The sequence below is a fragment of the Gordonia sp. (in: high G+C Gram-positive bacteria) genome (assembly GCF_020438995.1).
Lineage (GTDB): Bacteria > Actinomycetota > Actinomycetes > Mycobacteriales > Mycobacteriaceae > Gordonia.
The window spans coordinates 1-22,675 of sequence record NZ_JAGQTN010000207.1 but is presented as its reverse complement, the minus strand read 5'-3'; the positions used below and the strand labels follow the sequence as shown (position 1 = coordinate 22,675).

Below are 22,675 nucleotides of genomic sequence, written 5' to 3'. Positions count from 1 at the left end.
TGAAGATCCAACCACCGAACCCCCAGGAACCAAAAGCAGAACACCACCTTGAAGCACCATGAAGATCCAACCACCGAACCCCCAGGAACCAAAAGCAGAGCATCACCTTGAAGCACCGTGAGGATCCGATAACCGAACCCTCAGGAACCAAATGCAGAGCATCATCTTGAAGCACCGTGAGGATCCGATGACCGAACCCTCAGGGATCAATAGCAGGCATCATCTTGATCCCTGAGGCCGAAGCGACGAAGGAGCGAGGGTCTCGAAGGGTCCGGTGACACTAGAATCCTCAGTCCCCCACTCGTTCGAAGACAGCGGCCAAACCCTGACCACCGCCGATGCACATCGTCTCCAGTCCGTACCGGGCGTCGCGCTGATGCATCTGCCGGGCGAGGGTGGCGAGCATCCGGCCGCCGGTGGCGCCCACCGGATGACCGAGCGAGATACCGGACCCGAGCACATTGGTGCGTTCGAGGTCGGACTCCCCGAAGTCCCATTCGCGCATGCACGCGATCGCCTGTGCGGCAAAGGCTTCGTTGAGTTCGATCAGGTCGATATCGGACAGGTCCAGGCCGGCCCGGCCGAGTGCGGCAGCGGTGGCGGGCACGGGTCCGATACCCATGATCTTGGGTTCGACACCGGCCACGCCCCACGACACCAGTTTCACCAGCGGACGCAAGCCCAGTTCGGCCGCCTTCTGCGGTGTGGTGACTATGCACATCGACGCGGCGTCGTTCTGCCCGCTGGCATTGCCCGCGGTGACGGTGGCCTCCGGGTCTTGCTTGCCCAGGATCGGTCGCAGCCCAGCCAGCGATTCGACCGTCGTATCAGCCCGCGGGTGTTCATCGACCGAAATCTCTTCGGACCCCTTGCGACTGGTCACCGTGACCGGGATGATCTCGTCGACGAGAAGACCGTCGGCCTGGGCCCCTGCCGCCCGTTGATGCGACAGCACCGCCAGTTCGTCCTGCTCCCGACGCGAGATCCCGTACTCACGACGCAGATTCTCAGCGGTTTCGATCATGCCGCCGGGCACCGGATAGTTTTTGCCGCCCGCGGTGACCCGGCCCCGCGCCAGGCCGTCGTGCACCTGCACACCCGATCGCGCTCCGCCCCAACGCATATCGCTGGAAATGAACACGACATTGCTCATCGATTCGGCACCGCCGGCCACGACGAGGTCGTTCTGGCCGGTCGCGACCTGCATCGCCGCCTGAATCACCGCCTGCAGACCGGAGCCGCAGCGACGGTCGATCTGCATGCCGGGCACCGTGATCGGCAGCCCTGCGTCGAGAGCGACGATGCGGCCGATCGCCGGCGCCTCGCTGCTGGGATAGCAGTGACCGAGGATCACGTCCTCGATGGCCTCGGCCGGGATGCCCGTGCGCGCCAGCAGTCCGCGCAGCACCGCCACCCCGAGTTCGACGGCGGACAGGAACTTGAACATTCCCCCGTACCGGCCGATCGGGCTGCGTACCGGCTCGCAGATGACCGCGGTACGAAGCTCAGATGAACCGGCCACCGGTCACCTCCAGCACGGTGCCGGTCATGTACGACGAGTCGGGTCCGGCGAGGAACAGTGCGACACTGGCGATCTCGCTGGGCTCACCGACGCGCCCGAGCGGCACCTGCGCCACCTTCTCGTTCCAGATCCGTTCGGGCAGAGCCTCGGTCATCGCCGACCGGATCAGTCCCGGTTGAATGGCGTTGACCCGCACCCCGTGATAGGCCATCTCCTTGGCGGCGGCCTTGGTCATGCCGACGATGCCGGCCTTCGCGGCCGAGTAGTTGGTCTGGCCGATCATGCCGACCTTGCCGGAGATCGACGAGATATTGACGATCGCACCGGACTTCTGTTCGCGCATGATGGCCGACGCCTTGCGCAGGCCCTGCCAGGTGCCCTTGAGATGCACCGAGATCACCTGATCGAACTGTTCCTCGGTCATGGTGCGCATGGTGGCATCGCGGGTGATTCCGGCGTTGTTCACCATGATGTCGAGGCCCCCGAAGGTGCTCTGCGCGGTGGCAAGCAGCGCGTCGATGTCGTCGGCGCTGACGACATCGCATTTCACTGCGGCGGCCACGTCGGCACCACCGAGCTTTTCGACGGCCTCCTGCGTGGCGTCGAGGTTCAGATCGCCGAGCACCACCCGGGCCCCTTCGGCCACATAGCGTTCAGCGATGGCGAAGCCGAGTCCCTGTGCGCCACCGGTGATCACGGCGGTCTTACCCGCCAGCACGTTTCCTGACATTCCTAGCCCTTCTGCTTCTTCTTCTCTGCCTTGACAAGTCCCGAACCGAGAATGACGCGCTGAATCTCGCTGGTGCCCTCGTACAGGCGCAGCAGCCGCACGTCGCGATAGATCCGTTCGACGGGCACCCCGCGCATGTAGCCGGTGCCGCCGTGGATCTGCACCGCCAGATCTGCCACCTTGCCGACCATCTCGGTGCAGAACAGTTTGGCCGCCGACGGCGCCAGCCGACGGTCCTCCTCGGTGACCCATTTTCGGGCGCAGTCACGGACCAGGGCACGGCCCGCCATGACGCCGGTCTGCTGGTCGGCGAGCATCGCCTGCACGAGCTGGAAGTCGCCGATGGGAGTGCCGCCCTGGGTGGCGGTGGCGGCGTGGGCGACCGATTCGTCGAGGGCACGCTGGGCGGTGCCCACCGACAGTGCCGCGATGTGGACGCGGCCACGGGCCAGGGAGATCATCGCCGCCCGATAGCCCACGTCCTCGGAACCGCCGACCAGTGACGACGCCGGAACCCGCACATCGGTGAAGCTGACACCGGCGGTCCAGGCGCCTTCCTGGCCCATCTTGGCGTCCTTGGGACCCACCACGACACCGGGGGTGTCGGCGGGGACGAGGAACACCGCGATCCCGGGTCCGTCGGCGTCGGCGGGACGGGTGCGGGCGAACGTGACGAACAGGTCGGCGCTCGGCGCGTTGGTGATGAAGCATTTCTCGCCGTTGATGACCCAGTCGTCGCCGTCGAGTACGGCCTTCGTACGCAGCCCCGACGGGTTGGAACCGGCACCCGGCTCGGTCAGCGCGAACGAGGCGACGACCTCACCGGAGGCGATCTTCTCCAGCCACTGCGACTTCTGCTCGTCGGTGCCGAAGTTGACCAGCACCTGCCCGGCGATGCCGTTGTTGGTGCCGAACATCGACCGCAGCGACAGCGTCGTGTACCCGAGTTCCATGGCCAGCTCGACGTCCTGGGTGAGGTCGAGACCGATGCCGCCCCACTCCTCAGGAATCGCGTACCCGAACAGGCCCATCTCCTTGGCCTGGTCCCGGATGTCGTCGGGAATGCGGTCGGTCGCCAGGATATCGTCCTCGCGCGGCATGACCACTGAGCGGACAAAGTGTTTGACCTGGGCGAGGATCTCGGCAAAATCGTCGGCGTCGACGGCCACAGCGGGCTCCTTTCTGGCGTCGGCACCATCGGCACCGACTTCGATCAACGCAGCTCACGTTACCCATGCGCCCGAACGCCGGGTCACGCCGCGCCTGACCGGATCGGTAGACAATATGGTACGCATTACAGTTAGACTTACTACAGCGGTCGGCGGCACCCAGTCAACCCGGCCTGAACAGGAGTGACATCGTGAGCGATCGACTGGCGGGCAAAGTCGCCTTCATCACCGGCATCGCCCGGGGCCAAGGCCGCGCCGAAGCCATCCGGCTGGCATCGGAGGGCGCCGACATCATCGGCATCGACATCGCCGGACCGCTGCCCGATTTCATCCCCTACGACTCGGCCACCCCCGCGGACCTGGCCGAGACCGTCGCGCTCGTGGAGGCCACCGGCCGCAAGATCATCGCCTCCGCGGTCGACATCCGCGACTTCGACGGCGTGCGCAAGGCCGTCGACAACGGCGTCGCCGCGCTGGGCCGTCTCGACATCGTCGTGGCCAACGCCGGGATCTGCGCACCCCAGACCTGGGACGAGATCACCCCCGAATCGTTCCGAACTCTCCTCGACGTCAACGTCACCGGCACCTGGAACACCGTCACCGCCGCCGTGCCCGCGATCATCGCCGGAAGCGCGGGCGGTTCGATCATCCTGATCAGTTCGGCGGCCGGACTGAAGTTGCAGCCGTTCATGATCCACTACACCGCCAGCAAGCACGCCGTCGTCGGCCTGGCGCGCGGTTTCGCCGCCGAACTCGGCAAGCATTCGATCCGGGTCAACACCGTGCATCCGGGGGCGGTCGTCACCCCGATGGGCAGCGGTGACATGATCGCCCGGATCGGCGAGACCCTCGAATCCAATCCTGCACTGCAGCAGACGATGGCGGCGTTCCTGCCCGACATGGTGACCACTCCGGAGGACGTGGCCGCCACCGTCGCGTGGCTCGCGAGCGACGACGCCCGCCACGTCACCGCCGCGTCGATTGCCGTCGACCTGGGCACCACCCAGTACTGATCATCATGAGTGAGTTGAAGTTCACGCTGGAGTATCCGAGCGAGATCCCCGGCGCCCCTGACGATTTCCTGCTACCGGACGTGGTCCGCTCGGTGGCGACGGCGGCCGAGACGGCGGGGTTCTCGGCCGTCGCCGTCAGCGAACATCCGGCACCGTCGGCCAAGTGGCGCAACAACGGTGGGCACAACACCCTCGATCCGATTGCGGCGCTGGGCTTTATGGCGGCATCCACCAGCACCCTGCGACTGCTCACCAATCTGATCGTGCTGCCGTTCCACAATCCGTATCAGATCGCCAAATCACTGACGAGCCTCGATATTCTGTCCGGCGGCCGGCTCATCGCCGGTGTCGGGGCGGGGTATCTGCGTTCGGAGTTTTCCGCGGTGGGTGTCGAATTCGAGGACCGGGCAAAGCTTCTCGATGAGGCGCTGGGTGCACTCGCGCCGATCTGGACAGATCCGTCGACGCCGCTGAGCGGTGACGGCTGGGCCGCGACCGGTGAACTGTGGTTGCAGCGTCCGGTGCAGGACCCGCATCCACCGATCTGGATCGGCGGCAACAGCCGGGCCGCACTGCGCCGCGTCGTCGCCCACGGGGCCGGGTGGATGCCGCTGATCACCCCGAAGATGTTCGCCTCGGTCATCCGCACCCGCGCCATCGAAACCCCCGACAGGTTCAGCGAGATCCTCACCGGCCTGCGCGCCGAACTCGCCCTGACCGGCCGCGACCCGGACGAGCTCGACATCCAGATCGTGTTGCCGCACACCGATCTCGACGACGCCGCCGCGGTGCGTGAGGCCCGCGACTATCTGTCTGACATGCGCCGCCGCGGCGCCACCTGGGCCGTCATCCACGTCGACGGCACCAGCCCCGAGTCCGCCGTCGACTACATCGCCCGCGCCCCCGACGCCCTGTTCGGCTGATTCTGTGTGTGGTCCGAGGTGGTGACGTCATGCGCCTCATCTCACCGGACCCTTCGCGACCCTCGCTCCTTCGTCGCAACGGCCTCAGGGATCAAGATGAACGGTCGCCCACCCGCCGCAACGGCCACAGGGATCAAGATGAACGGTCGCCCACCCGCCGCAACGGCCACAGGGATCAAGATGAACGGTCGCCCACCCGCCGCAACGGCCACAGGGATCAAGATGAACGGTCGCGCACCCGCCGCAACGGCCACAGGGATCAAGATGAACGGTCGCGCACCCGCCGCAACGGCCACAGGGATCACGGTGAGCGGTCCCCCTCTGTGGATGGATCACCGGTCTATCCACAGCTGAGAAATGGTGGCCTCGCAATCGCAGATTTCCGGTGAGAATGACTCTATGGCTTGGGTCTATGTGTTGGAGTGCGCCAAGGAAGTGCTGTACGTCGGCAGTACGCGTGATCTCGATGCCCGGATGGATCAGCACACCACCGGGCGCATCGGATTCACCAGCCGCCGTCGACCGCTGAAACTGCTGTGGTGCTTGGAGTTCGGAGACATCAGCGAAGCGTACGCCGCCGAGCGACGCCTCCACGGTTGGTCACGAGCCAAAAAGCTGGCCCTCGCAGCGGGCGACACCGAACTCCTCCGCGAATTGTCGCAACGCAGAACCAGATCCGGCGATAGCGACAACAAGACGCCGGAACCACCCTCTTGATCCCTGATACCGAAGCGACGAAGGAGCGAGGCCACGAAGAGTCCGGCAAGACACCCCCAGCGACACAACACCTTGACCCCCGTGACCGAAACAACAAAGAAACTACAGTCACGAAGAGTCCGGCAAGATACCCCCGACGACACAACACCATGACCCCCGAAACCGAAACAACAAAGAAACTACAGTCACGAAGAGTCCGGCAAGATGCCCCCAGCGACACAACACCTTGATCCCTGAGGCCGTTGCGACGAAGGAGCGAGGGTCACGAAGGGTCCGGCGAGATACCCGCATGACCGGACCACCTCGAGGCCAAAGGACGAGATCAGCGCTTCTTGATGGTCATGCGTTTGACGCCGTGGACGAAGTCGCTGTAGGTGTATTCGACCTCGCCGACGAACTCGACGTCGGGGATGCGGGTGACCAGCTCGGTGAAGAGGTGTTTGAGTTCGAGGACGGCGAGCTGCTTGCCGAGGCAGTGGTGGGGGCCGCCGCCACCGAAACCTACGTGCTGGTTGGGGAACCGGTCGAGGTTGAAAACCTCAGGATTGTCGAAGGTTTCGGAGTCGAAATTGCCCGAGCAGTAGAACAGCGCGACCTTGTCGCCCTCACTGATCTTGGTGCCGGCGAGTTCGGTGTCGCGGGTGGCTGTGCGGGTGAACTGCATGACCGGGGTGCCCCAGCGGACGAACTCGTCGACGGCGCCACCGATCCGGCCGTCGACGTCCTCGCGGAGCCAGGCCAGCTGGTCGGGGTGGTCGATCAGCGCCTTGAAGGCATGGGCGGTGGTCTGTTTGGTGGTGTCGTTACCGGCCGAGGCCAGCAGCACCATGAACGCGCCGACCTCCTCGTCGGTGAGGCTGTGCCCGTCGACCTCGGCCTGCACGATGTTGGTCATCAGGTCGTCCTGCGGATTGACGCGCCGGTCCTTGGCCAGTTCGACACCGGCGGTGGTGAGCACCCCGAGTTGCATCATCAGGAAGACGGCCTTCTCCTGCAGGTCGCCGCCCACCTCGTCGTCACTCGTACCGAATACGGCTTCAGCTGCTGCGGCGACGGTCTCGTGCTGATCCTTCGGCAGGCCGATCATCTCGGACACGGTCTGCATCGGCAGCTTCTTGGCGACGGCGTCCATGAAGTCGACGGGTTCCCCACCATCGAGCGCGGCGATGAATTCGTCGACGATGCGAGCCGCGTTGGCCTTGATCTGTTCCTCGATCTTGCGAACCTGCTTGGGCGTGAACGCCATCGAGATCAGCCGCCGGTACCGGGTGTGTTCGGGGGCGTCCATCGTGAGGAAGAAGGTGGTGGCCTTCTGTATCTCGACGGGCATGGCGCCGAGCGTGACACCGCGGCCCGAACAGAACTCGTCGGCATGTGCACTGGCATAACGGATGTCGGCGTTGCGGGTGAGGGCCCAGAAGCCTGTTTCCTCGTGCGGGAAAAGCGCCTCGGTGGGCTCGTGCCAGGTCAGTCCGTCGGTGGCGCGCAACTTCGCGAACGTCTTCTCCCGTTCGGTGAAACTCTGCTCCCAGAAGGCATGACTGGAGATGTCGACCGTGGAGTACGGGTGGGCGATTGCTTCGGCGTTGGTCATGTTTTCTCCGGATTCGTTGGGCTGTGAGGAAAGTCAGATCTGGTAGGGACCGACACCCATGCCCGCGATCACGCCGGCATCGACCTGGATGTCCTGGCCGTTGATCCATCGGGCGTCGTCGGAGGCCAGGAAGGTGACCACCGGTGCGATGTCGTCGACGCTGCCGTGGCGGCCGGCGGTCGAGCGCACGAATTCGATGGTGTCGTCGCCCATGGACTTCTTGAAATCACCGAGGATGGGCGTGTCGGTCGGGCCCGGGCTGACGGTGTTGACGCGGATGCCGTACTTCTGCCAGGACGGCCCGGAGATCTTCTTGGAGAACAGGATCGAGGCCTCCTTCGACGTGCTGTACACGGCGTAGCCGGGATCCTGACTCGCCTGCCAGGCGTCGACCTCGTCGCCGGTGGAGGCGTCGAGGAGTCCGGCGAGGGCGTCGGCCCGCACCTGCCAGGCCAGTCCGGCGACCGAGGCCACCGACACGATCGCCCCGCCGCTGCGCAGTACCGGCAGCAACCCGAGCGCGAGAGTGCGCATTCCGAGGAAGTTGACGCGTAGCACATCGCCGGCATCGAAGGTTCCGGGGATACCCGCGACGTAGGCGAGCACATCCCAGCCCTGCCCGTCGGAGTCCAAACGCTTGATCAGCGCGCCGACTGCGTCGAGATCACGCAGATCGAGGACGACCTGTTCCCACGGGGTGTCCTCCTTGAAGCGCACATCAACACCGAGCACCCGATCACCCTGATCATGAAAGCGCGCGGCGACCGCGGCTCCGATTCCCGATCCGGCCCCCACGACCACCACACCACGCCGCTTGTCACTCGTCTGGGTTGCACTCATGTGTGTCCCGTACCTTTCCCATGCCCGGCGATCAGGGCGTTGTCTTGTCGATCGGGCTTCCAGGCCGCAATCGTCACCTTTATGGATACCTATACCGTAGACCATTCTATAGGTGATACTGTGCCATAGGCCACAGCCGATCACGCGCCGCAATATATTGTTGAGCGCCGAACAGACTCGCGGGGAGGTGAGGATGACAAGTACGCAGGCACCCGATGTCGCCGCTGCCGGCGCCATCGCGGCCCGTGCCAAGGAGCGCACCGACGCCGTGCGAGCCGAGCGCCGACCCGGACGCATCGGCGCTTCCATCGACACCTTCGGCCGCACCACCCGGCTCGGTGTATCGGCGCTGCGGTACGCGATCACCGATATCGCGTCGCTGCGCTTCCCGCTGCGGGAGATGCTCACCCAGGCGTGGTTCATCATCACCGTCACCGCGATTCCCGGCATTCTCATGGCGATCCCGTTCGGCGTGATCGTGTCGACGCAGGTCGGCAACCTCGTGCACCAGCTCGGTGCCAGTTCGATGATCGGCGCCGCCGGCGGCATGGGCGTCATCAAACAGGGCGCACCCGTGGCCACCGGCCTGCTGCTCGGCGGGGCGGGGGCCGCCGCGATCGCCGCCGATCTCGGTGCCCGCACCACCCGCGAGGAGATCGACGCCATGCGGGTCATGGGTGTGGACCCGGTGCAGCGGCTGGTCGCCCCGCGCGTCATCGCGATGCTGGTGGTGGCCCCGCTCATCAATATCCTGATCATCGCCGTCGGTATCGTCGCCGGATATCTGGTGGCGGTCTCGTCGCTGGATGTGACGCCGGGCAGCTACTGGATGTCGTTCGGCGCGTTCGCGACGAGCATCGACGTGTGGGTGTCGCTGCTCAAATCGATGATCTTCGGCCTGCTCGTGGTGGTCGTGGGCTGCCAGCGCGGCCTGGAGGCCAAGGGCGGACCCCGCGGCGTGGCCGACGGCGTGAACGCGGCGGTGGTGCTCTCGGTGGTGGCGATCATGGTGGTCAACACCGGGATCACGCAGGTGGTCAACATGTTCTATCCGATGAGGATGGGTTGAGCCGATGACCCAGAACCTCACACCCGCCGAGTACACACCGAAGGTCCTTCGGCCCGTACACGCGCTCCGCGCCCGTATCCATCCGGGCAAGTTCCTCGAATCGGTCGGCTTCGCACTCGCCTTCTGCTGGAACGTGCTGTCGGCGATCCCATTGACGCTCAAGCACTATCGCCGCCAGACGATATCGACCATCACCGACATGACGTGGGGCCGCGGCTCACTGATCGTCGGCGGCGGCACCGCCCCGGTCATGCTCATCATGGGTGCGGCGATCGGCGCATCCATCGGCATCGAGGCGTATACCGCGCTCGAACTCGTCTCGCTCGGACCGGTGTCGGGGGTCATCTCGGCCTTCGCCAACACCCGTGAGCTCGCCCCGATCGCCGCCGGTGTGGCGTTCGCAGCGCAGGCCGGTTGCCGGATGACCGCCGAGATCGGGTCGATGCGCATCTCCGAGGAGATCGACGCGATCGAGGCGCTCGGCGTGCGCGCGGTGGGTTTCGTGGTCACCACCCGCGTCATCGCCGGCGTGGTGTCGATGATCCCGACGTATGTGATCGCCCTCGTCGTCGGCTACCTGTCGACGCGGATGGTGGTGACGACCCTGCACGGTGAGCCGGGCGGCGTCTACGACCACTACTTCACCCAGTTCGTCCTCGGCTGGGACATCGTCGCCTCGATCATCAAGATCCTGGTGTTCACCGTCGCGATCATCCTGATCCACTGCTACCAGGGCTTCTTCGCCTCCGGCGGTCCCGAGGGCGTGGGCATCGCATCCGGCCGGGCGATCCGCGCCAGCCTCGTCGGCATCATCGCCCTCGACATGGTGATGACGCTGGTGCTGTGGGGACTGCAATCACCGATCAGGTTCTCGGGGTAGCGACATGGCCAGACACGCACTCGCCGGGGTCACCACCCACACGCACACCGCCCGTATCGTCGCGATCGGCGCCATCGTCGCGGCCGTGCTCGCCGTCGTCGCCTGGCGGATCATCCCGTCCGGGGGTCTGGACGACAAGCAGATCGCCGTCACCCTGCTCACCGACGACGTCGGCGACGGCGTCACCAAGGGCACCGAGGTGCGGCGCGGCGGCGTGGTCGTCGGCAAGGTCGACTCGGTGACGCGCACCGACAGCGGTCAGGCGATCAAGGTCCACCTCGACGATCCCTCGCTGACCGGGCTCACCGACGCCCTGTCGATCGACTACTCCCCGGCCAATCTGTTCGGCATCACCCAGATCGGTCTGCACGCGCAGGAGGGCGGTGCGCCGCTGCGTTCGGGAACCACCGTCGATCTGACCGGCGAACACGGCGACCGCGTCCACGACGCCACCGTCTCCACGATGCTGCTGTCCCTGGGCAGACTCAGCGGTGACGTCCTGACCCCCGATCTCGCCGACCTGGTCAAGAAGGTGGCCCAGGACGCGAAGGCGTTCTCGCCGTTGATGAAGGCGCTGGTCACCACCGTCGAGACCGTCGCCGACACCCAGAAGATGCCGTATTCGCCGATCCTGCGGGACTTCGGTTCGGCGCTGTCGGGATTCCCGTCCACCCTCGACGGCGGACTGATCCTGCTGCGCATGGTGCACGACCATCCGTACCTGGAGATCCCCGAGAAGCAGGCCCGGTTCGACGCGACGGTGGCAGTGCTGGCCAAGAACGTGATCCCGGGCCTGGCCAATCTGCTCGAAACGCTTCAGCCCGACTACGCCGGCCTCGCCGCGCTCCCGGTACCGCTGCTCAACGCGGTGGCCACGGCCGTGCCCGCACCGCAGACGACGGAGGCACAGCTGGCCAAGCTGCTGACCCGCATCTCCGGGACATTCGGCGGATCGCCTGCCGAACCGGTCCTGCGGCTGGCTCTGACACTCAACCCGACCGCAGGGGGTGGCCGGTGAAAAGCATGCCTTCGCTGCTGATCAAGATCGGTGTGTTCGCCGCGGTCATGGCCGTCATCCTCGTCGGCGTGCTGCGGACCATCGAGAAGCCGATCCGGGGTGATGTGACCGGATATACCGCGCTGTTCACCGACGCCAACGGGCTGCGGGTGGGCAACGACATCCGCGAGTTCGGGGTGAGCGTCGGCAAGGTCACCGGCATCTCCCTCAAGGGCAACGACGCCAAGGTCACCTTCGATCTGCTCAAGAACCACCGTGTCGCCAAGGACGCCAAGTTCGCCATCCGGTACCAGAACCTGACGGGCCAGCGCTACATCGACATCCAGCAGTCGTCGCTGACCGCAACGCAGAAGGCCGATCTGCGCGCCCCCGGCTCCACCATCGATACCGGCCGCACCGTGCCGTCATTCGATGTGACGACGCTGTTCAACGGTCTCGAACCCGTACTGCGGCAACTGTCCCCGGAGGAGCTCAACAAGTTCACCGGCAGCCTGTACGCAGTCCTGGAGGGCACCGGCAACGGCATCGGACCGGCGCTGGCCGCGATCGAACAGCTCAGCGACTACGCGGTCGACCGGCAGCAGGTCATCTCGGTGCTGGTGCGCAATCTGTCGCGGGTCTCCGACCAGATCGGCGGCGGCTCCGGCAATGCGATGGCGCTGATCAAGCAGCTGACCATCCTGTTCCTGCAGCTCAAAGACAAAGTGCCGCTGCTGGCGCAGTTCGCCGACGAGATCCCGCCGATCCTGTTCCCGCTGGAGAACATGCTCAAGGTGCTCGGCCTCACCGGCGACCCCAACCCCGACATCGACCGCCTCTTCGCGCAGGCCTTCCCCAGCCCGGAGGAAACCATCGCATCGCTGAACCGGCTGCCCGGATTCCTGCAGTTCCTGGCCGCGGTCACCCCGGAGGCGGGCAGGTTCACGTGCTCCAAGGGCGCCGCCACCCCGCCGGCCGCACTCACCGTGCTGCTGGGCAAGCAGAGGATCACACTGTGCCAGGCCTGATCAGAAAGAAGAACAAGGGGAACGGCCCGCTCTTCTCCGACCGGCAGTGGGGGCTGATCGGTTTCGCGGTGCTCGCGATCATTCTCGGTGTCATCGGTGCGATCTCGGTGATCGATCTGGACTCCACCGAATACCGGGCCGACGTGTCGGATGCGGGCTCGGTCAAGAAGGGCGACGACGTCCGGCTCGCCGGTATCAGCGTCGGCAAGGTCACCGAGGTGGCGCTGCATCCCGACCACGCGAGCATCAAGTTCACCGTCGAGGACGATGTCTTCGTGGGGTCGGAGACCTCGCTGTCGGTGCGGATGCTGACCGTCGTCGGCGGGCATTACGTCGCATTGCAGCCCGCGGGCAGTACTCCGCTGGGCAAGGCGACGATTCCGGCCGCCCGGGTGATCCTGCCCTACAGCCTGCCGGAGATCTTTCAGGACGCCATCGAACCGGTCAACGCTATCGAGGGCGAAACCCTGCGCAAAACGATGAAGACCCTCGGGAAGGCCACCGCCGACAATCCGGAGTCGCTCAAACGTGCTGTCGCCGCAGTTGATTCGATTGTGGAGATCCTCGACAAGCAGAACGCCGACGTCTCACGCACCCTGAAGATGGCCGACGAATACGTGGGCGCGATCGAGGACACCAAGAGCGCGTTCCGCCAGATCATCGATTCGTGGAATTTCCTGGAGGATCTGGCGGAGGCCAAGATGGGTGTCACCGGCAAGGCGCTGAGCTCTGTCGCCACCATCCTGGCGGCGCTGACACCGCTGGGCAAGCACTACAACTCGACGCTGCGCCCGATGGCGATCGAGCTGGCGAAAGCGCAGAAACCGCTCGGTGAATTGTTGAACAAATGGGGTGAGCTGGTGGGCTCGATCAAACAGATCGGCGACAAACTGCGCACCGCGACGGGCGAAAAGCGTGAACCCATCTCGATCTGTGTCCCGACCCCGGAGAAGGGGTGCTGACGGTGAAGACAATCCTCGCCTCCCGCCGCAAGCTGATCGTCGCGGTGCTGGTGATCGTCGCCGCGGTTGCGGCCCTGGCCTACCGCTCATGCTCCGCGGACTCCGACACCCGTTCGTATTGCGCCCTGATGCCTGACTCGATCGGCCTGTTCCGCGACAGCGCGGTCACCTCGTTCGGCGTTCCGGTCGGCAAGGTCACCACCATCAGCACCGAAGGCACGCAGGCCAAGGTGATGTTCGAGATCCGCAAAGATCGCAGACTGCCCGCCGATGTCGGGGCGACCACGCTCTCACACACACTTATCGCCGACCGCAGGCTCGCCCTCATCGGCGCCGAACCCGAACCCGGTGCGCCAACCTGGGATTCGCATAAGTGCATCACCAAGACGCTGACCCCACAGTCGATCACCCAGACCTTCGCCGCACTGTCGAAGCTTGCCGACGAGATGAACGGCAGCATGACACCCGCCGAGGCCAAGGACATCTCCCGCGGCCTCAAGGGCCTGTCCGCTTCACTCGACGGCACCGGCGAGGACATCAATGCCGTCATCACCCAGCTCGGCTCGGCACTGAAATCTCCCGACGCCGCGATCGCCCGCCTCGGCGAGATGATCACAAATCTTTAAGGCATCACCGAACCGACCGCCGATCACTGGGCCGACATCAAGTCGTTCCTGACCCGGCTGGAACCGACGATCGATTCGGTGAACGAGAACATGACCGTCCCCGCCGCCGAGATCCTGCAACGCCTGCGCTATGTGGTGCCGCAGCTCAACGACCTCGCGATGCTCTTCGGCGCCGACTTCATCAACCATGTGCAGAGCATGGACAATCTGCCCGCCCAGATCTCCGCGGGCGTCACGGGTGTGACCGAGATGATCGACCGGCTACCGGTGATCGCCGGCGCGTTCAGCAACTCGATCGACCCGCGGACCAAGCGGTTCACCCTGCGCTACTCAGCGAAACCCGCTGCGCTGCCCACACTCTCATCGAAGCAGTTGTGTACTGTGCTGGGCCGCAAGGGTTCCGGATGCACCGATGCGGGTCCGCTGGCGGGCCTGCTGCCTGGACTGCTCACCGGAGGAGCCCGATGAGAACATCGATCACCTTGTCCAGCAACAGTTCTCGGGCACGCCGTGCGGTAGCAGTACTCGGCGTGGCTGTGATGGTGTCGCTAAGTGCCACCGCCTGCGATTTCGACGCATCCAGCCTGCCCACCCCCGGCGGCGGCGCCGGCGGCAACACCTATCAGGTGCACATCCAGTTCGCCAACGTCCTCAACCTGCCCGACGGCGCACAGGTGGTCGCCGACGGCGTGCCCGTCGGCCGGCTCGCCAAACTCACCACCGACGACCAGGGATTCGTGGTCGCCGACGTGAACATCGACTCCGACGTCGCGCTGCCCACCACGACGACAGCGATGCTGCGCCAGTCCGCCCCTCTGTCCGATGTGCACATCGCGCTCACCACCACCGACGCCACGTCGGACGGCGTATTGCACGGTGGCTCGACGATCCCACTGACGCAGACCTCACAGGCCCCGCAGATCGAGGACACCCTGTCGCAGCTGGCCACGGCCACCGGCAACGGCACCTTCACCAACCTCATCAGCACGGTGCGCGAGGTCAACAAGGCCTTCCCCGACGACTTGACGCGCACGGCAAAGGTTTTCGACGTCATCGGCAAGGATCTCAAGGATCTCGCCGGCCATCAGGGCTCGCTGGACTCGTTGCTCGACGGGCTCGGCGACACCACGCAGGCCGTCATCGATCAGCGTGATCAGCTCGCGCCGCTGCTCACCGAGGCCGGCGTCGAGCGCACCACGTCATCGATGACGTCCATCCTGAACATGGTGTACATCCTGACCGACCTCGGCAAGGTGGCACCGCCCGGAAAGTGGCTGGCGCCGTTGATGGGCGCGTCGAACGAGGCGATCTCGGCGGTGGTGCCGGTGCTGTTCGGGGCGCGGCCGCTCGACACCACCAACCCGCACAACATGAGCCGGCTGATCGACCTGATCAGCAAGGACCTGATCCCGTGGTCGACATCGGGCGCCAAGGTGGACCTCACCAAGCTGACGGTCAATGGACAGACGTTCACCGGTGATGCGCAGTCGCAGCTGGTGGTACAGATGATGCGGATGATCGGGCTGGTGCGGTGATGGCACGCAAGCGGAAGATCCCGGCGTCGGCCCTGTCACTTGGCGCGATCGTGGCCGTGCTCATCGTCGGCATCGTCTACATCCTGGTGTCGGTGCTGCGGGTGGAACCGTTCAAGGACTACCGCACCATCACCGTCGCGATGTCGGGGTCGGGCGGCATCGAGGTCAATTCGCCTGTGCTGGTGGTGGGTAACGAGGTCGGCAAGGTGACCGATCTGCGGATCGGTCACGACGGCGGCGTCGAGGCCGTCATCCGCGTCGATGACGACAAGCCCATCCCGGCCGACAGCGTGATGAGCGTGGAGAATCTGTCGGCACTCAGCGAGCCGTACATGATCTTCCGGCCCAACTCGGCGGGCGGTCCGTATCTGCGCGACGGACAGCGCGTCGACACCCACGAGAGCTTCACCCCGGTCACCATCTCGGACACCGCGGGCAAGGCCGTCACGCTGCTCGAACAGTTCGATCCCGACGCCATCTCGAGCCTGGTGGCAACCCTGCGTCAGGGCCTGGAGGGCACCGAGACCGTCATGCCGCAGTTGCAGCGGTCGGCGCGGCTGCTCGCACAGACGCTCATCGCGAAGAACCCAGACCTCAAGACGCTCTTGACGAGTATCCAGCGGCTCGGCGGTGACCTGGCCTGGCTCGGTCCCGCACTGCGCGACGGCGGACCGTCATGGGAGTCGCTGGGCACCGGCATCATCTCGAAGATGTCCGGTGAACTGGCCACACTCGCCGAGCAGCGCGATCCGGCCGAATACACCGGTCCGACCGGCATGATCCCGTTCCTCTACAAGATGAACGACGTCCTGGTGAAGATCGGGCCCGGCCTGAAACCGCTGGGTCCGGCTCTGCAGCCGCTGGTCGACCAGTCCTCGACGGCGCTGGCACGCCTGGACATCGGCGAGTTGCTCACGCAGGCATTGGGTACCGTCGGTGCCGACGGCGTCATGCGCCTGCAACTCGACGTGATACCACCCGGAAAGTGAGGCTCCGCCCGTGAGCACACCGACAGACGACAGCGCCGAATCCGAAATAGAGACCGGTACAAAGAAACTGAGCGACGATTCGGAGAATTCGGCGAAGACCGCTTCTCCTGCGGCTGATTCAGCACCGGTCACTGGTGGTGGCCCACGCCAGATTTCGCTGTCCGTGCGTTCCCTCGCGGTCGGTGCCGCGCTGATCGTGTTGGCCGCAACCACGATCACGTTCGCCCTGCTCTGGGCCGGCGCACGCTCGGAGGTTTCCGACCGCGACGATCGCGCCGCGAACGAGAAGCGTGCCGAGCAGATCGCCCTGGACTACGCGGTGGGCGCGGCGACCACCGATTACCAGAAGCTCGACGAGTGGTTCACCACCCTCAAGAAGGGCACCACACCCGAACTCGCCGCCAAGTTCGACGCCACCTCGTCCTCGCTCAAACAGATCCTGGCGCCGCTGGGCTGGAAGTCTACGGCCGAGCCGATCACCGCGGTCACCAAGTCCGTCAGCGACGGCGTCTACAAGGTGGACGCGTTCGTCAACGTCAGCTCGACGAGTACGCAAGCACCCAGCGGTGCGACCACGACGGTCACCTACAGCATCACCATCGACAGCAACCGGGACTGGCTGATCACCGACGTCGGTGGGCTGCAGAGCATCGTGCCCAAATAGGGAATGTGTGCCCGATCACGTCCGGGTGTTCAATGGATAACACAGGTTCGGCAGATGATCGCAGAGGAGAGGCAGCCATGGCTCGCAGACTGACATGCCCGTGTGGGGAGATGTTCAGGGAGGAGACCGACGACGAGTTGGTGGAGAAGGTGCAGGCCCACCTGGCCGCCGAACACCCCGACCACCAGTATTCGCGGGACGAGATCCTGTTCATCTCCTACTGACGGCGACAGCATGACGGGCCGGGGATTCTCCGGTCCGGACGACGGCAGGCATCCCATCTCGGGGTGCCTGCCGTCGTCTGCTCATACCCGTACAACTGGTGCATGACGCTACCCGGGTGCAGGTTGACGACCTTCACGGGAGGGGTTACCGTTGTCCTTACGGTAAGTGAGTCCAACCTGCCCGAGGGGGCCCGTATGCGCATCATCGTCGACCGTGACCGCTGTGTCGGTCACGGCATCTGCGAGTCCATCGTCCTCGACGTCTTCGAGGTCCTCGACGAGGGCTACGTCCACATCCACACCGACGCCATCGGCGATGCCGACGAGGCCGCGCTCAGGGACGCCGTCAACGGCTGCCCGTCGGCGGCCCTGAGTATCGAAGCCTGAACGAGCACGCAACTCGAAGGCCGAACACGCGCGGAAATTCAGGACGTACAAGGCTGCCGAATACGCCCGCAAGCATGACCAACACCACTACTGTTGACATTGCGGTTGGCCCCACCGAAACGGCACAATTGACAAGCCGCGATTCGGTATCGCACCGTGCGAACCACACACCCCCCGCAGTTCCTACAGTCCACGCAGTCCCGCACCGGGACCGACCACTCACCACAGGAGGTGGCCCGACCATGGCAGGTCAGGAAACCGCGCCCAAGCGCAAGCGCCGCGAGCGCGGGTCGATCGACCCCGAGGAAATCATCAACGGCGCGTTCGAACTCGCCGAAGAGGTCTCGATCGACAACCTGAGCATGCCCATGCTCGGCAAACACCTCGGCGTCGGGGTCACCAGCATCTACTGGTACTTCCGCAAGAAGGACGATCTCCTCAACGCGATGACCGACCGGGCCATCACCCGCTATCACCTCCCGGCCGCGATGAAGGCCACCGGCGACGACTGGCGCAGCCAACTGCATCACTACGCGCACGCCACCCGGCAGGCCTTCCTGGCCAACCCGATCCTGTGCGACCTGCTGCTCATCCGGTCGACGATGAGCACCAAGGCCGGCGCGATGGGCGCCAAGGAGATCGAGCGCATCGTCGCCCTGCTGATGGCCGAGGGCCTCTCGCTCGAAGACGCCTACGACAGCTATTCGGCCGTTCAGCTGCACCTGCGCGGCTCGATCGTCCTCGAACGGCTCTACCAGCGCAGCAAGGCCGAGGATTCGGGAACGGTCGCCTACTACGAGAACCTGGTCATCACACCCGAGGACACCCCGCGGCTGGCCGAGGCCGAGTCCCGTGGCTGGGTGGCGGGCGCCCCCAACGACCACAACTTCGAATACGTGCTGGGCTGCATCCTCGACAACACCGCCCGGCTCATCGCCGACCGTGCGGCGGTGTCATGAGGGACACCGAGTCATGACCGACACCGTCGAATCGATCTACGATCTGTTCACTCTCCTCGGTTTCCGGGAATGGACCGACGAGAACGGTTCCGTGGTGGTCGAATTGCCGGTGGCCCCGCACATCACCAATCACGCCGGTGCCATTCAGGGCGGATTCATCGCTACCCTCGTCGACACCGTCGCGGGCCGGGCCGTGATCGGCAGCCTCACCGGCCGCAAACTGGTGGTCACCTCGGATATGAACATCCGCTACATCCGCGGCGTCCGTGAGGGTTTCGCCCGCGGCACGGCGCGGGTCGTGCATAGCGGCCGACGGTCGGCCGTCATCGACATCACCGTCACCGAGGAGCCCTCCGGCAAGCTGGCCACTGTCGCCACGGCCAACTTCGCCATCATGGACCCGCCCGCCGGTGTCACCAAGTCCGACCTCAACACCGTGTAGCCGACTACCCCGAAGGTTTGGAGGGTGCGGCCGAACTCGGCATGATCGCCTTGCTGATGCTGTCGTCGGAGATCAGCGACAGCTCCGAAACCTTCCACCCGCCTTCGTGTTTGGTCAGGTCCATTTCGATGCGGCTGGGTACCACCGTCGTGGCGTCGGCGCCTTTTCGCGAGACCGTCTGATCCACGAACAACAGGATTGTCGCCGAATCCTTGTGTGCCTCAACAACTCCGGCGTCGGCGATGGAAACCGTGGAGGTCACGTCGTTCTTGTCGACGATGTACACCATCTGATCATCGGTGAGTACCGAATCGAATTGCTTTGCCGCATTGCCGGTCAGCATCGGCTTGACCTTGTCGACGTTGGTGCGCACCGTCTTCGGTGAATAGGTGAACATCAGCTCCACCACCTCACGGCCTTTGGCGACGGCATCATGCCGGGCGTCGGCGACCTGACCGCCGTCGCGACGGCCGGAGGCGACGAGGACCACGGCAACGGTCAGTGCGATGATCAGGACCGCCGCGGCCGCGGCCGCCATGTGCCGCACGGTGATCGACGGCCGCGGCCGTGCGCGCCGCACCACGCGGACTTCGCGGGCGGACGGCTGCGGCTTCGGTGCCGAATCGGATTCGGGGACGTCGGCCATCACACCACCCAGTCGATCTTGCCGAGCGCCATCTTGCCCTCGCGCTTGTCGACGCGCACGCGCCACCGGAACGACTTGACCTGCGGCTGCGAACCGGGGCTTTCCATCCGCCAGCCGGATACGAGAAGAATGGTCGCCGACGAGTCGCTGAGCTTCGATACCGCGGTCCGCACGACCTTTCCGGTGGTGGTGACGTTCTGTGTCTTGACCAGTTCCACGATCTGGTCGAGTGATTCGTCGTCAGCACCCAGTGCTGTGCCCGCACCGGCCGCCTTCAGCTGCGCGGTCACCCTGTCGACGTTGTCGCGGTTGAGGGTGGTCAGTTCGGTGATCATCGTGGCCGCGTATTGGGTGAAGCGCACACGGTCGGTCTCGTCCGACCCCGACGAACCCTCAGTGGACAACAGCACCACGAGTGTGGTGGCCAGTGCGAGGATCACCACCGCCGCGACTGCCCAGCAGGCCACGGCGACCTTGGGCGCCGAGTGCACCCCGGCCCTTTTCGCGCCGGTTCTCCGCACTTCAGGGTCGATCACTTCAGGGTCGCTCACTTCAAGGTCGAGGTGATCAGCTGCTCCCACTGCGTGGCGACCTCCCCCTTGCTGCTCGCCGTATCGACCCGGTAAACCTTGCCGTCGGGGCCCGTGTACTCACCGCTCCGCGGGTCGTAGTTGGTGGCATAGACCGACGGTGTCGTGTCGACGGAACTCTGATTGGCCGGAACCAGTCTGCCCTGTACCCCCGAATTCGACGCGGGTTTGGGCACCAGGCCCGGAACCCCGTTGGGCAGCGGCAGGCTCTTCTTGTCGAGCGGCTTGTAGCCGGTGCGGCATTCGGCTGGGGTCGGGGCACGACGTCCCGGGTACTCGACGCACGGATAGTTGCGGGCGCCGCGCACGGCGAGCGGACTGTCGTGGGCCACCCGGCACAGCATTCCGGACGGGTAGTCCTTGACCGTCTGGTCACCCGGGCTGCGCCGCTTCTCCAGCGGATAGAACCCGACCGTGCACGGCGGCGGATCCTGGAACGACGCCACGAAGTCCACGTTGGCGCCCTTGTCGGAATCCTCGGTGTTCATCGCACTGATCAGTCCGGCGATCAGCCGCGGGTAGATCACGACGATCTGGTTGAGGTTGGCGTGGTACACCGCAAGCGTTTTGGCGGTCACCGACAGATTGTCGATGAGCAGCGGCAGCGTCGGCTTGAGCGACTCGAACAGCTGCCTGCCTTTGTCGGCGGCCGCGGGTGCCTTGTCGAGAATGCCGGTGAGTTCGGGTCTATTGGCGCGCAACTGGTCGGTGACGGTCGTCAGGTCCCGGGTCCACGAGGCGATCTCGGTACGGGTGTTGTCCTGCGAGGCCAACACCGGTTCGGCCGAGTCGATCAGTTTGACGATCGCATCGCTGTTCTTGTTGGCCTCGGCGAGGAACAGTGTCACCGAGTCGATGAATCGCTGCACGTCCTCGGTGCGGCCGTCGAACGCGGCGAAGGCCTCGGTGACGACGGTGCGCAGGCTGCCGTCCTGAATCTGGGCCAGCATCTCGTCTGCGCGGTCGATCACCCCGCTGATGGGGACGGTGATCTCGCCGGTCACCACCGAACCATCGCGCAGCATCCCGGCCGATCCCACTGTCGGAGCCTTGCCGTTGCTCTCCGAATCATCCTGCGGCAGGGCGAAATCCACATACTGCTCACCGATCGCCGAGGCACTGCGCACCGTGGGTGTCAGATTCTTGGGGATGCGAGCCGAATCATCGATGATCAAGGAGGCCGTGACGCCGTCCGGGGTGAGTCTGACCTCGTCGACCCGCCCGACGGTGACGCCCCGATAGGTGACGTTCGAATTCTTGTACAGACCACCGCTGGCCGCCAGATTGAGCGTCACCGTATATTTACCGATGCCCAGCATCGCGGGAATCGCCAGATAGCTGATGGCCACGATGAGCAGCGCCACCGTTCCCACTGTCGCGAATGCGAGCAACTGCAGCTTGACCTTGCGGGTGATGTTCATCGCGGTCCCCCGGTCGGTGTAGCCGAACTCGTCGCCGACGCCCTGCCGGACTGCTTCTGACCCGACTTCTGGGTCGTCTTGTTCTCGGCCGTCTTCTTATGGGCGGTCGGCTTCTTTTTGGCGGTACTCTGCTGGTCCGGGTCGTTCTGATCCCGCAGCGGCGCGGTGAACGGATCGGCGCCGACCCTCGCCCGGCCGGCCTGTCTGCCGGCGAGGCTCTCCGGGTTGGTCATCGTCTTGGCGAAGTTCCGCGACAGCCGCTTGAACGTCAGGTCAAGATAGATCGCGCCGTTGAGATAGTCGCCGCGCACGAATTGCGGCACCTGACCGGCGGGGAACGGGAAGGTCATCAGGAAGCCGAACGAATTGACGAAGTTCGGTCCGCTGAGCACGAGTTGTTCGATGAACTTCTCGAGTTCGGTGAGCGTGGTGGAGATATCGCCGGAACTCGCCCGCAGCACGCTGTTGGTGGTCCTGCTCAGCTTGTCGACCGAGGCCAGCGCGTTCACCAGTTCGGGACGTTCCTCGTTGAGCATGCGCAGGATCTTGGGGCCGTCGGTCAGGGCCTTCTCGATGGTGGGCTGCTGTGCGTTGAAGGTACCGGTGAGCCGGTTCATCCCGTCTAGTACTACAGCCGTAGATCGGGAGTGGTGACGATCACGCGTGTGTTTACGCTGGTCAGGGCGGTTGCCGCGCCATGATCTGAGGTTGTGAATCAAAAGAAGACGACTGCGGCAACCGCAGATCT

Annotated in this window: 26 protein-coding genes; 17 read left to right on the top strand and 9 right to left on the bottom strand. The window is 65.1% G+C overall.

Going from position 1 to position 22,675, the window contains the following annotated elements; genetic code table 11:
- Positions 1-289 precede the first annotated feature (289 nt).
- The 3 genes from KDB67_RS15125 to KDB67_RS15115 are packed head-to-tail and all read right to left on the bottom strand — an operon-like array spanning position 290 to position 3,421.
- On the bottom strand, positions 290-1,522 hold the full coding sequence (locus tag KDB67_RS15125; protein ID WP_291017196.1) for an acetyl-CoA C-acetyltransferase: 1,233 nt from the start codon (positions 1,520-1,522) through the stop codon (positions 290-292).
- A complete protein-coding gene (gene fabG / locus KDB67_RS15120) occupies positions 1,506-2,252 on the bottom strand; it encodes a 3-oxoacyl-ACP reductase FabG (RefSeq protein ID WP_291017193.1) in 747 nt (248 codons plus the stop codon). Before fabG ends, KDB67_RS15125 begins: the two co-directional genes overlap by 17 nt.
- Positions 2,253-2,254: 2 nt before the next feature.
- Positions 2,255-3,421 carry an acyl-CoA dehydrogenase family protein gene (locus KDB67_RS15115; protein ID WP_291017199.1) on the bottom strand — a complete coding sequence of 389 codons (1,167 nt, stop codon included), beginning with the start codon at positions 3,419-3,421 and terminating at the stop codon, positions 2,255-2,257.
- A gap of 191 nt (positions 3,422-3,612) precedes the next feature.
- Here KDB67_RS15115 and KDB67_RS15110 point away from each other — a divergent pair, with 191 nt between their 5' ends.
- The 3 genes from KDB67_RS15110 to KDB67_RS15100 all read left to right on the top strand — a co-directional run bounded on the left by KDB67_RS15110 (position 3,613) and on the right by KDB67_RS15100 (position 6,074).
- Positions 3,613-4,434 (top strand): mycofactocin-coupled SDR family oxidoreductase, encoded by an 822-nt coding sequence (locus KDB67_RS15110; RefSeq protein ID WP_291017191.1) that lies wholly within the window; start codon positions 3,613-3,615, stop codon positions 4,432-4,434.
- 5 nt (positions 4,435-4,439) lie between these two features.
- Positions 4,440-5,357, top strand: coding sequence for a TIGR03619 family F420-dependent LLM class oxidoreductase (locus tag KDB67_RS15105; protein WP_291017188.1), 918 nt, complete (start codon positions 4,440-4,442; stop codon positions 5,355-5,357).
- A 399-nt stretch (positions 5,358-5,756) separates the two neighbouring features.
- Complete coding sequence (locus tag KDB67_RS15100; RefSeq protein WP_291017186.1) at positions 5,757-6,074, top strand: GIY-YIG nuclease family protein; 318 nt, start codon at positions 5,757-5,759, stop codon at positions 6,072-6,074.
- 322 nt (positions 6,075-6,396) lie between these two features.
- Here the strand turns inward: KDB67_RS15100 and KDB67_RS15095 are convergent, their stop codons facing one another.
- The gene (locus tag KDB67_RS15095) at positions 6,397-7,668 is read right to left on the bottom strand and encodes a cytochrome P450 (protein WP_291017183.1); all 1,272 of its coding nucleotides are present in this window, start codon (positions 7,666-7,668) and stop codon (positions 6,397-6,399) included.
- 33 nt (positions 7,669-7,701) lie between these two features.
- A complete protein-coding gene (locus tag KDB67_RS15090) occupies positions 7,702-8,508 on the bottom strand; it encodes an SDR family oxidoreductase (RefSeq protein ID WP_291017180.1) in 807 nt (268 codons plus the stop codon).
- 193 nt (positions 8,509-8,701) lie between these two features.
- Here KDB67_RS15090 and KDB67_RS15085 point away from each other — a divergent pair, with 193 nt between their 5' ends.
- From KDB67_RS15085 to KDB67_RS15020, 14 genes are all read left to right on the top strand, one after another.
- On the top strand, positions 8,702-9,577 hold the full coding sequence (locus KDB67_RS15085; protein ID WP_291017178.1) for an ABC transporter permease: 876 nt from the start codon (positions 8,702-8,704) through the stop codon (positions 9,575-9,577).
- Between the two features lie 4 nt (positions 9,578-9,581).
- The gene (locus KDB67_RS15080; RefSeq protein ID WP_291017176.1) at positions 9,582-10,457 is read left to right on the top strand and encodes an ABC transporter permease; all 876 of its coding nucleotides are present in this window, start codon (positions 9,582-9,584) and stop codon (positions 10,455-10,457) included.
- A 4-nt stretch (positions 10,458-10,461) separates the two neighbouring features.
- Positions 10,462-11,475, top strand: a complete 1,014-nt coding sequence (locus KDB67_RS15075) for an MlaD family protein (RefSeq protein ID WP_291017174.1) — start codon at positions 10,462-10,464, stop codon at positions 11,473-11,475.
- A 5-nt stretch (positions 11,476-11,480) separates the two neighbouring features.
- On the top strand, positions 11,481-12,482 hold the full coding sequence (locus tag KDB67_RS15070) for an MlaD family protein (protein ID WP_291017173.1): 1,002 nt from the start codon (positions 11,481-11,483) through the stop codon (positions 12,480-12,482).
- On the top strand, positions 12,470-13,444 hold the full coding sequence (locus KDB67_RS15065; protein WP_291017172.1) for an MlaD family protein: 975 nt from the start codon (positions 12,470-12,472) through the stop codon (positions 13,442-13,444). The genes KDB67_RS15070 and KDB67_RS15065 overlap by 13 nt, the downstream gene beginning before the upstream one ends.
- A gap of 2 nt (positions 13,445-13,446) precedes the next feature.
- Positions 13,447-14,070: an MlaD family protein gene (locus tag KDB67_RS15060; protein ID WP_291017171.1), complete on the top strand. Its 624-nt coding sequence runs from the start codon at positions 13,447-13,449 to the stop codon at positions 14,068-14,070.
- A 78-nt stretch (positions 14,071-14,148) separates the two neighbouring features.
- Complete coding sequence (locus KDB67_RS15055) at positions 14,149-14,538, top strand: hypothetical protein (RefSeq protein ID WP_291017169.1); 390 nt, start codon at positions 14,149-14,151, stop codon at positions 14,536-14,538.
- The gene (locus KDB67_RS15050) at positions 14,535-15,605 is read left to right on the top strand and encodes an MlaD family protein (protein ID WP_291017168.1); all 1,071 of its coding nucleotides are present in this window, start codon (positions 14,535-14,537) and stop codon (positions 15,603-15,605) included. Before KDB67_RS15055 ends, KDB67_RS15050 begins: the two co-directional genes overlap by 4 nt.
- Positions 15,605-16,594 (top strand): MlaD family protein, encoded by a 990-nt coding sequence (locus KDB67_RS15045; protein ID WP_291017167.1) that lies wholly within the window; start codon positions 15,605-15,607, stop codon positions 16,592-16,594. Before KDB67_RS15050 ends, KDB67_RS15045 begins: the two co-directional genes overlap by 1 nt.
- Positions 16,595-16,604: 10 nt before the next feature.
- A complete protein-coding gene (locus tag KDB67_RS15040; protein WP_291017165.1) occupies positions 16,605-17,258 on the top strand; it encodes a hypothetical protein in 654 nt (217 codons plus the stop codon).
- A 77-nt stretch (positions 17,259-17,335) separates the two neighbouring features.
- Positions 17,336-17,482 (top strand): DUF1059 domain-containing protein, encoded by a 147-nt coding sequence (locus KDB67_RS15035; RefSeq protein ID WP_291017163.1) that lies wholly within the window; start codon positions 17,336-17,338, stop codon positions 17,480-17,482.
- A 195-nt stretch (positions 17,483-17,677) separates the two neighbouring features.
- Positions 17,678-17,869, top strand: coding sequence for a ferredoxin (locus tag KDB67_RS15030; RefSeq protein ID WP_291017161.1), 192 nt, complete (start codon positions 17,678-17,680; stop codon positions 17,867-17,869).
- A gap of 242 nt (positions 17,870-18,111) precedes the next feature.
- On the top strand, positions 18,112-18,828 hold the full coding sequence (locus tag KDB67_RS15025) for a TetR family transcriptional regulator (RefSeq protein WP_291017159.1): 717 nt from the start codon (positions 18,112-18,114) through the stop codon (positions 18,826-18,828).
- A gap of 13 nt (positions 18,829-18,841) precedes the next feature.
- Positions 18,842-19,270 (top strand): PaaI family thioesterase, encoded by a 429-nt coding sequence (locus KDB67_RS15020; RefSeq protein ID WP_291017157.1) that lies wholly within the window; start codon positions 18,842-18,844, stop codon positions 19,268-19,270.
- A 4-nt stretch (positions 19,271-19,274) separates the two neighbouring features.
- On the opposite strand, the gene KDB67_RS15015 is transcribed toward KDB67_RS15020, so the two are convergent.
- Genes KDB67_RS15015 through KDB67_RS15000 form a run of 4 tightly spaced genes read right to left on the bottom strand, consistent with a single transcriptional unit; the run spans position 19,275 to position 22,544 of the window.
- Positions 19,275-19,916, bottom strand: a complete 642-nt coding sequence (locus KDB67_RS15015) for a hypothetical protein (protein ID WP_291017155.1) — start codon at positions 19,914-19,916, stop codon at positions 19,275-19,277.
- Positions 19,916-20,467, bottom strand: a complete 552-nt coding sequence (locus KDB67_RS15010; protein ID WP_291017154.1) for a hypothetical protein — start codon at positions 20,465-20,467, stop codon at positions 19,916-19,918. The genes KDB67_RS15015 and KDB67_RS15010 overlap by 1 nt, the downstream gene beginning before the upstream one ends.
- Positions 20,464-21,927 (bottom strand): MlaD family protein, encoded by a 1,464-nt coding sequence (locus KDB67_RS15005; protein ID WP_291017153.1) that lies wholly within the window; start codon positions 21,925-21,927, stop codon positions 20,464-20,466. The genes KDB67_RS15010 and KDB67_RS15005 overlap by 4 nt, the downstream gene beginning before the upstream one ends.
- Entirely contained in the window at positions 21,924-22,544 is a 621-nt protein-coding gene (locus KDB67_RS15000; RefSeq protein WP_291017152.1) for a hypothetical protein, read from the bottom strand. The genes KDB67_RS15005 and KDB67_RS15000 overlap by 4 nt, the downstream gene beginning before the upstream one ends.
- Positions 22,545-22,675: the final 131 nt, after the last annotated feature.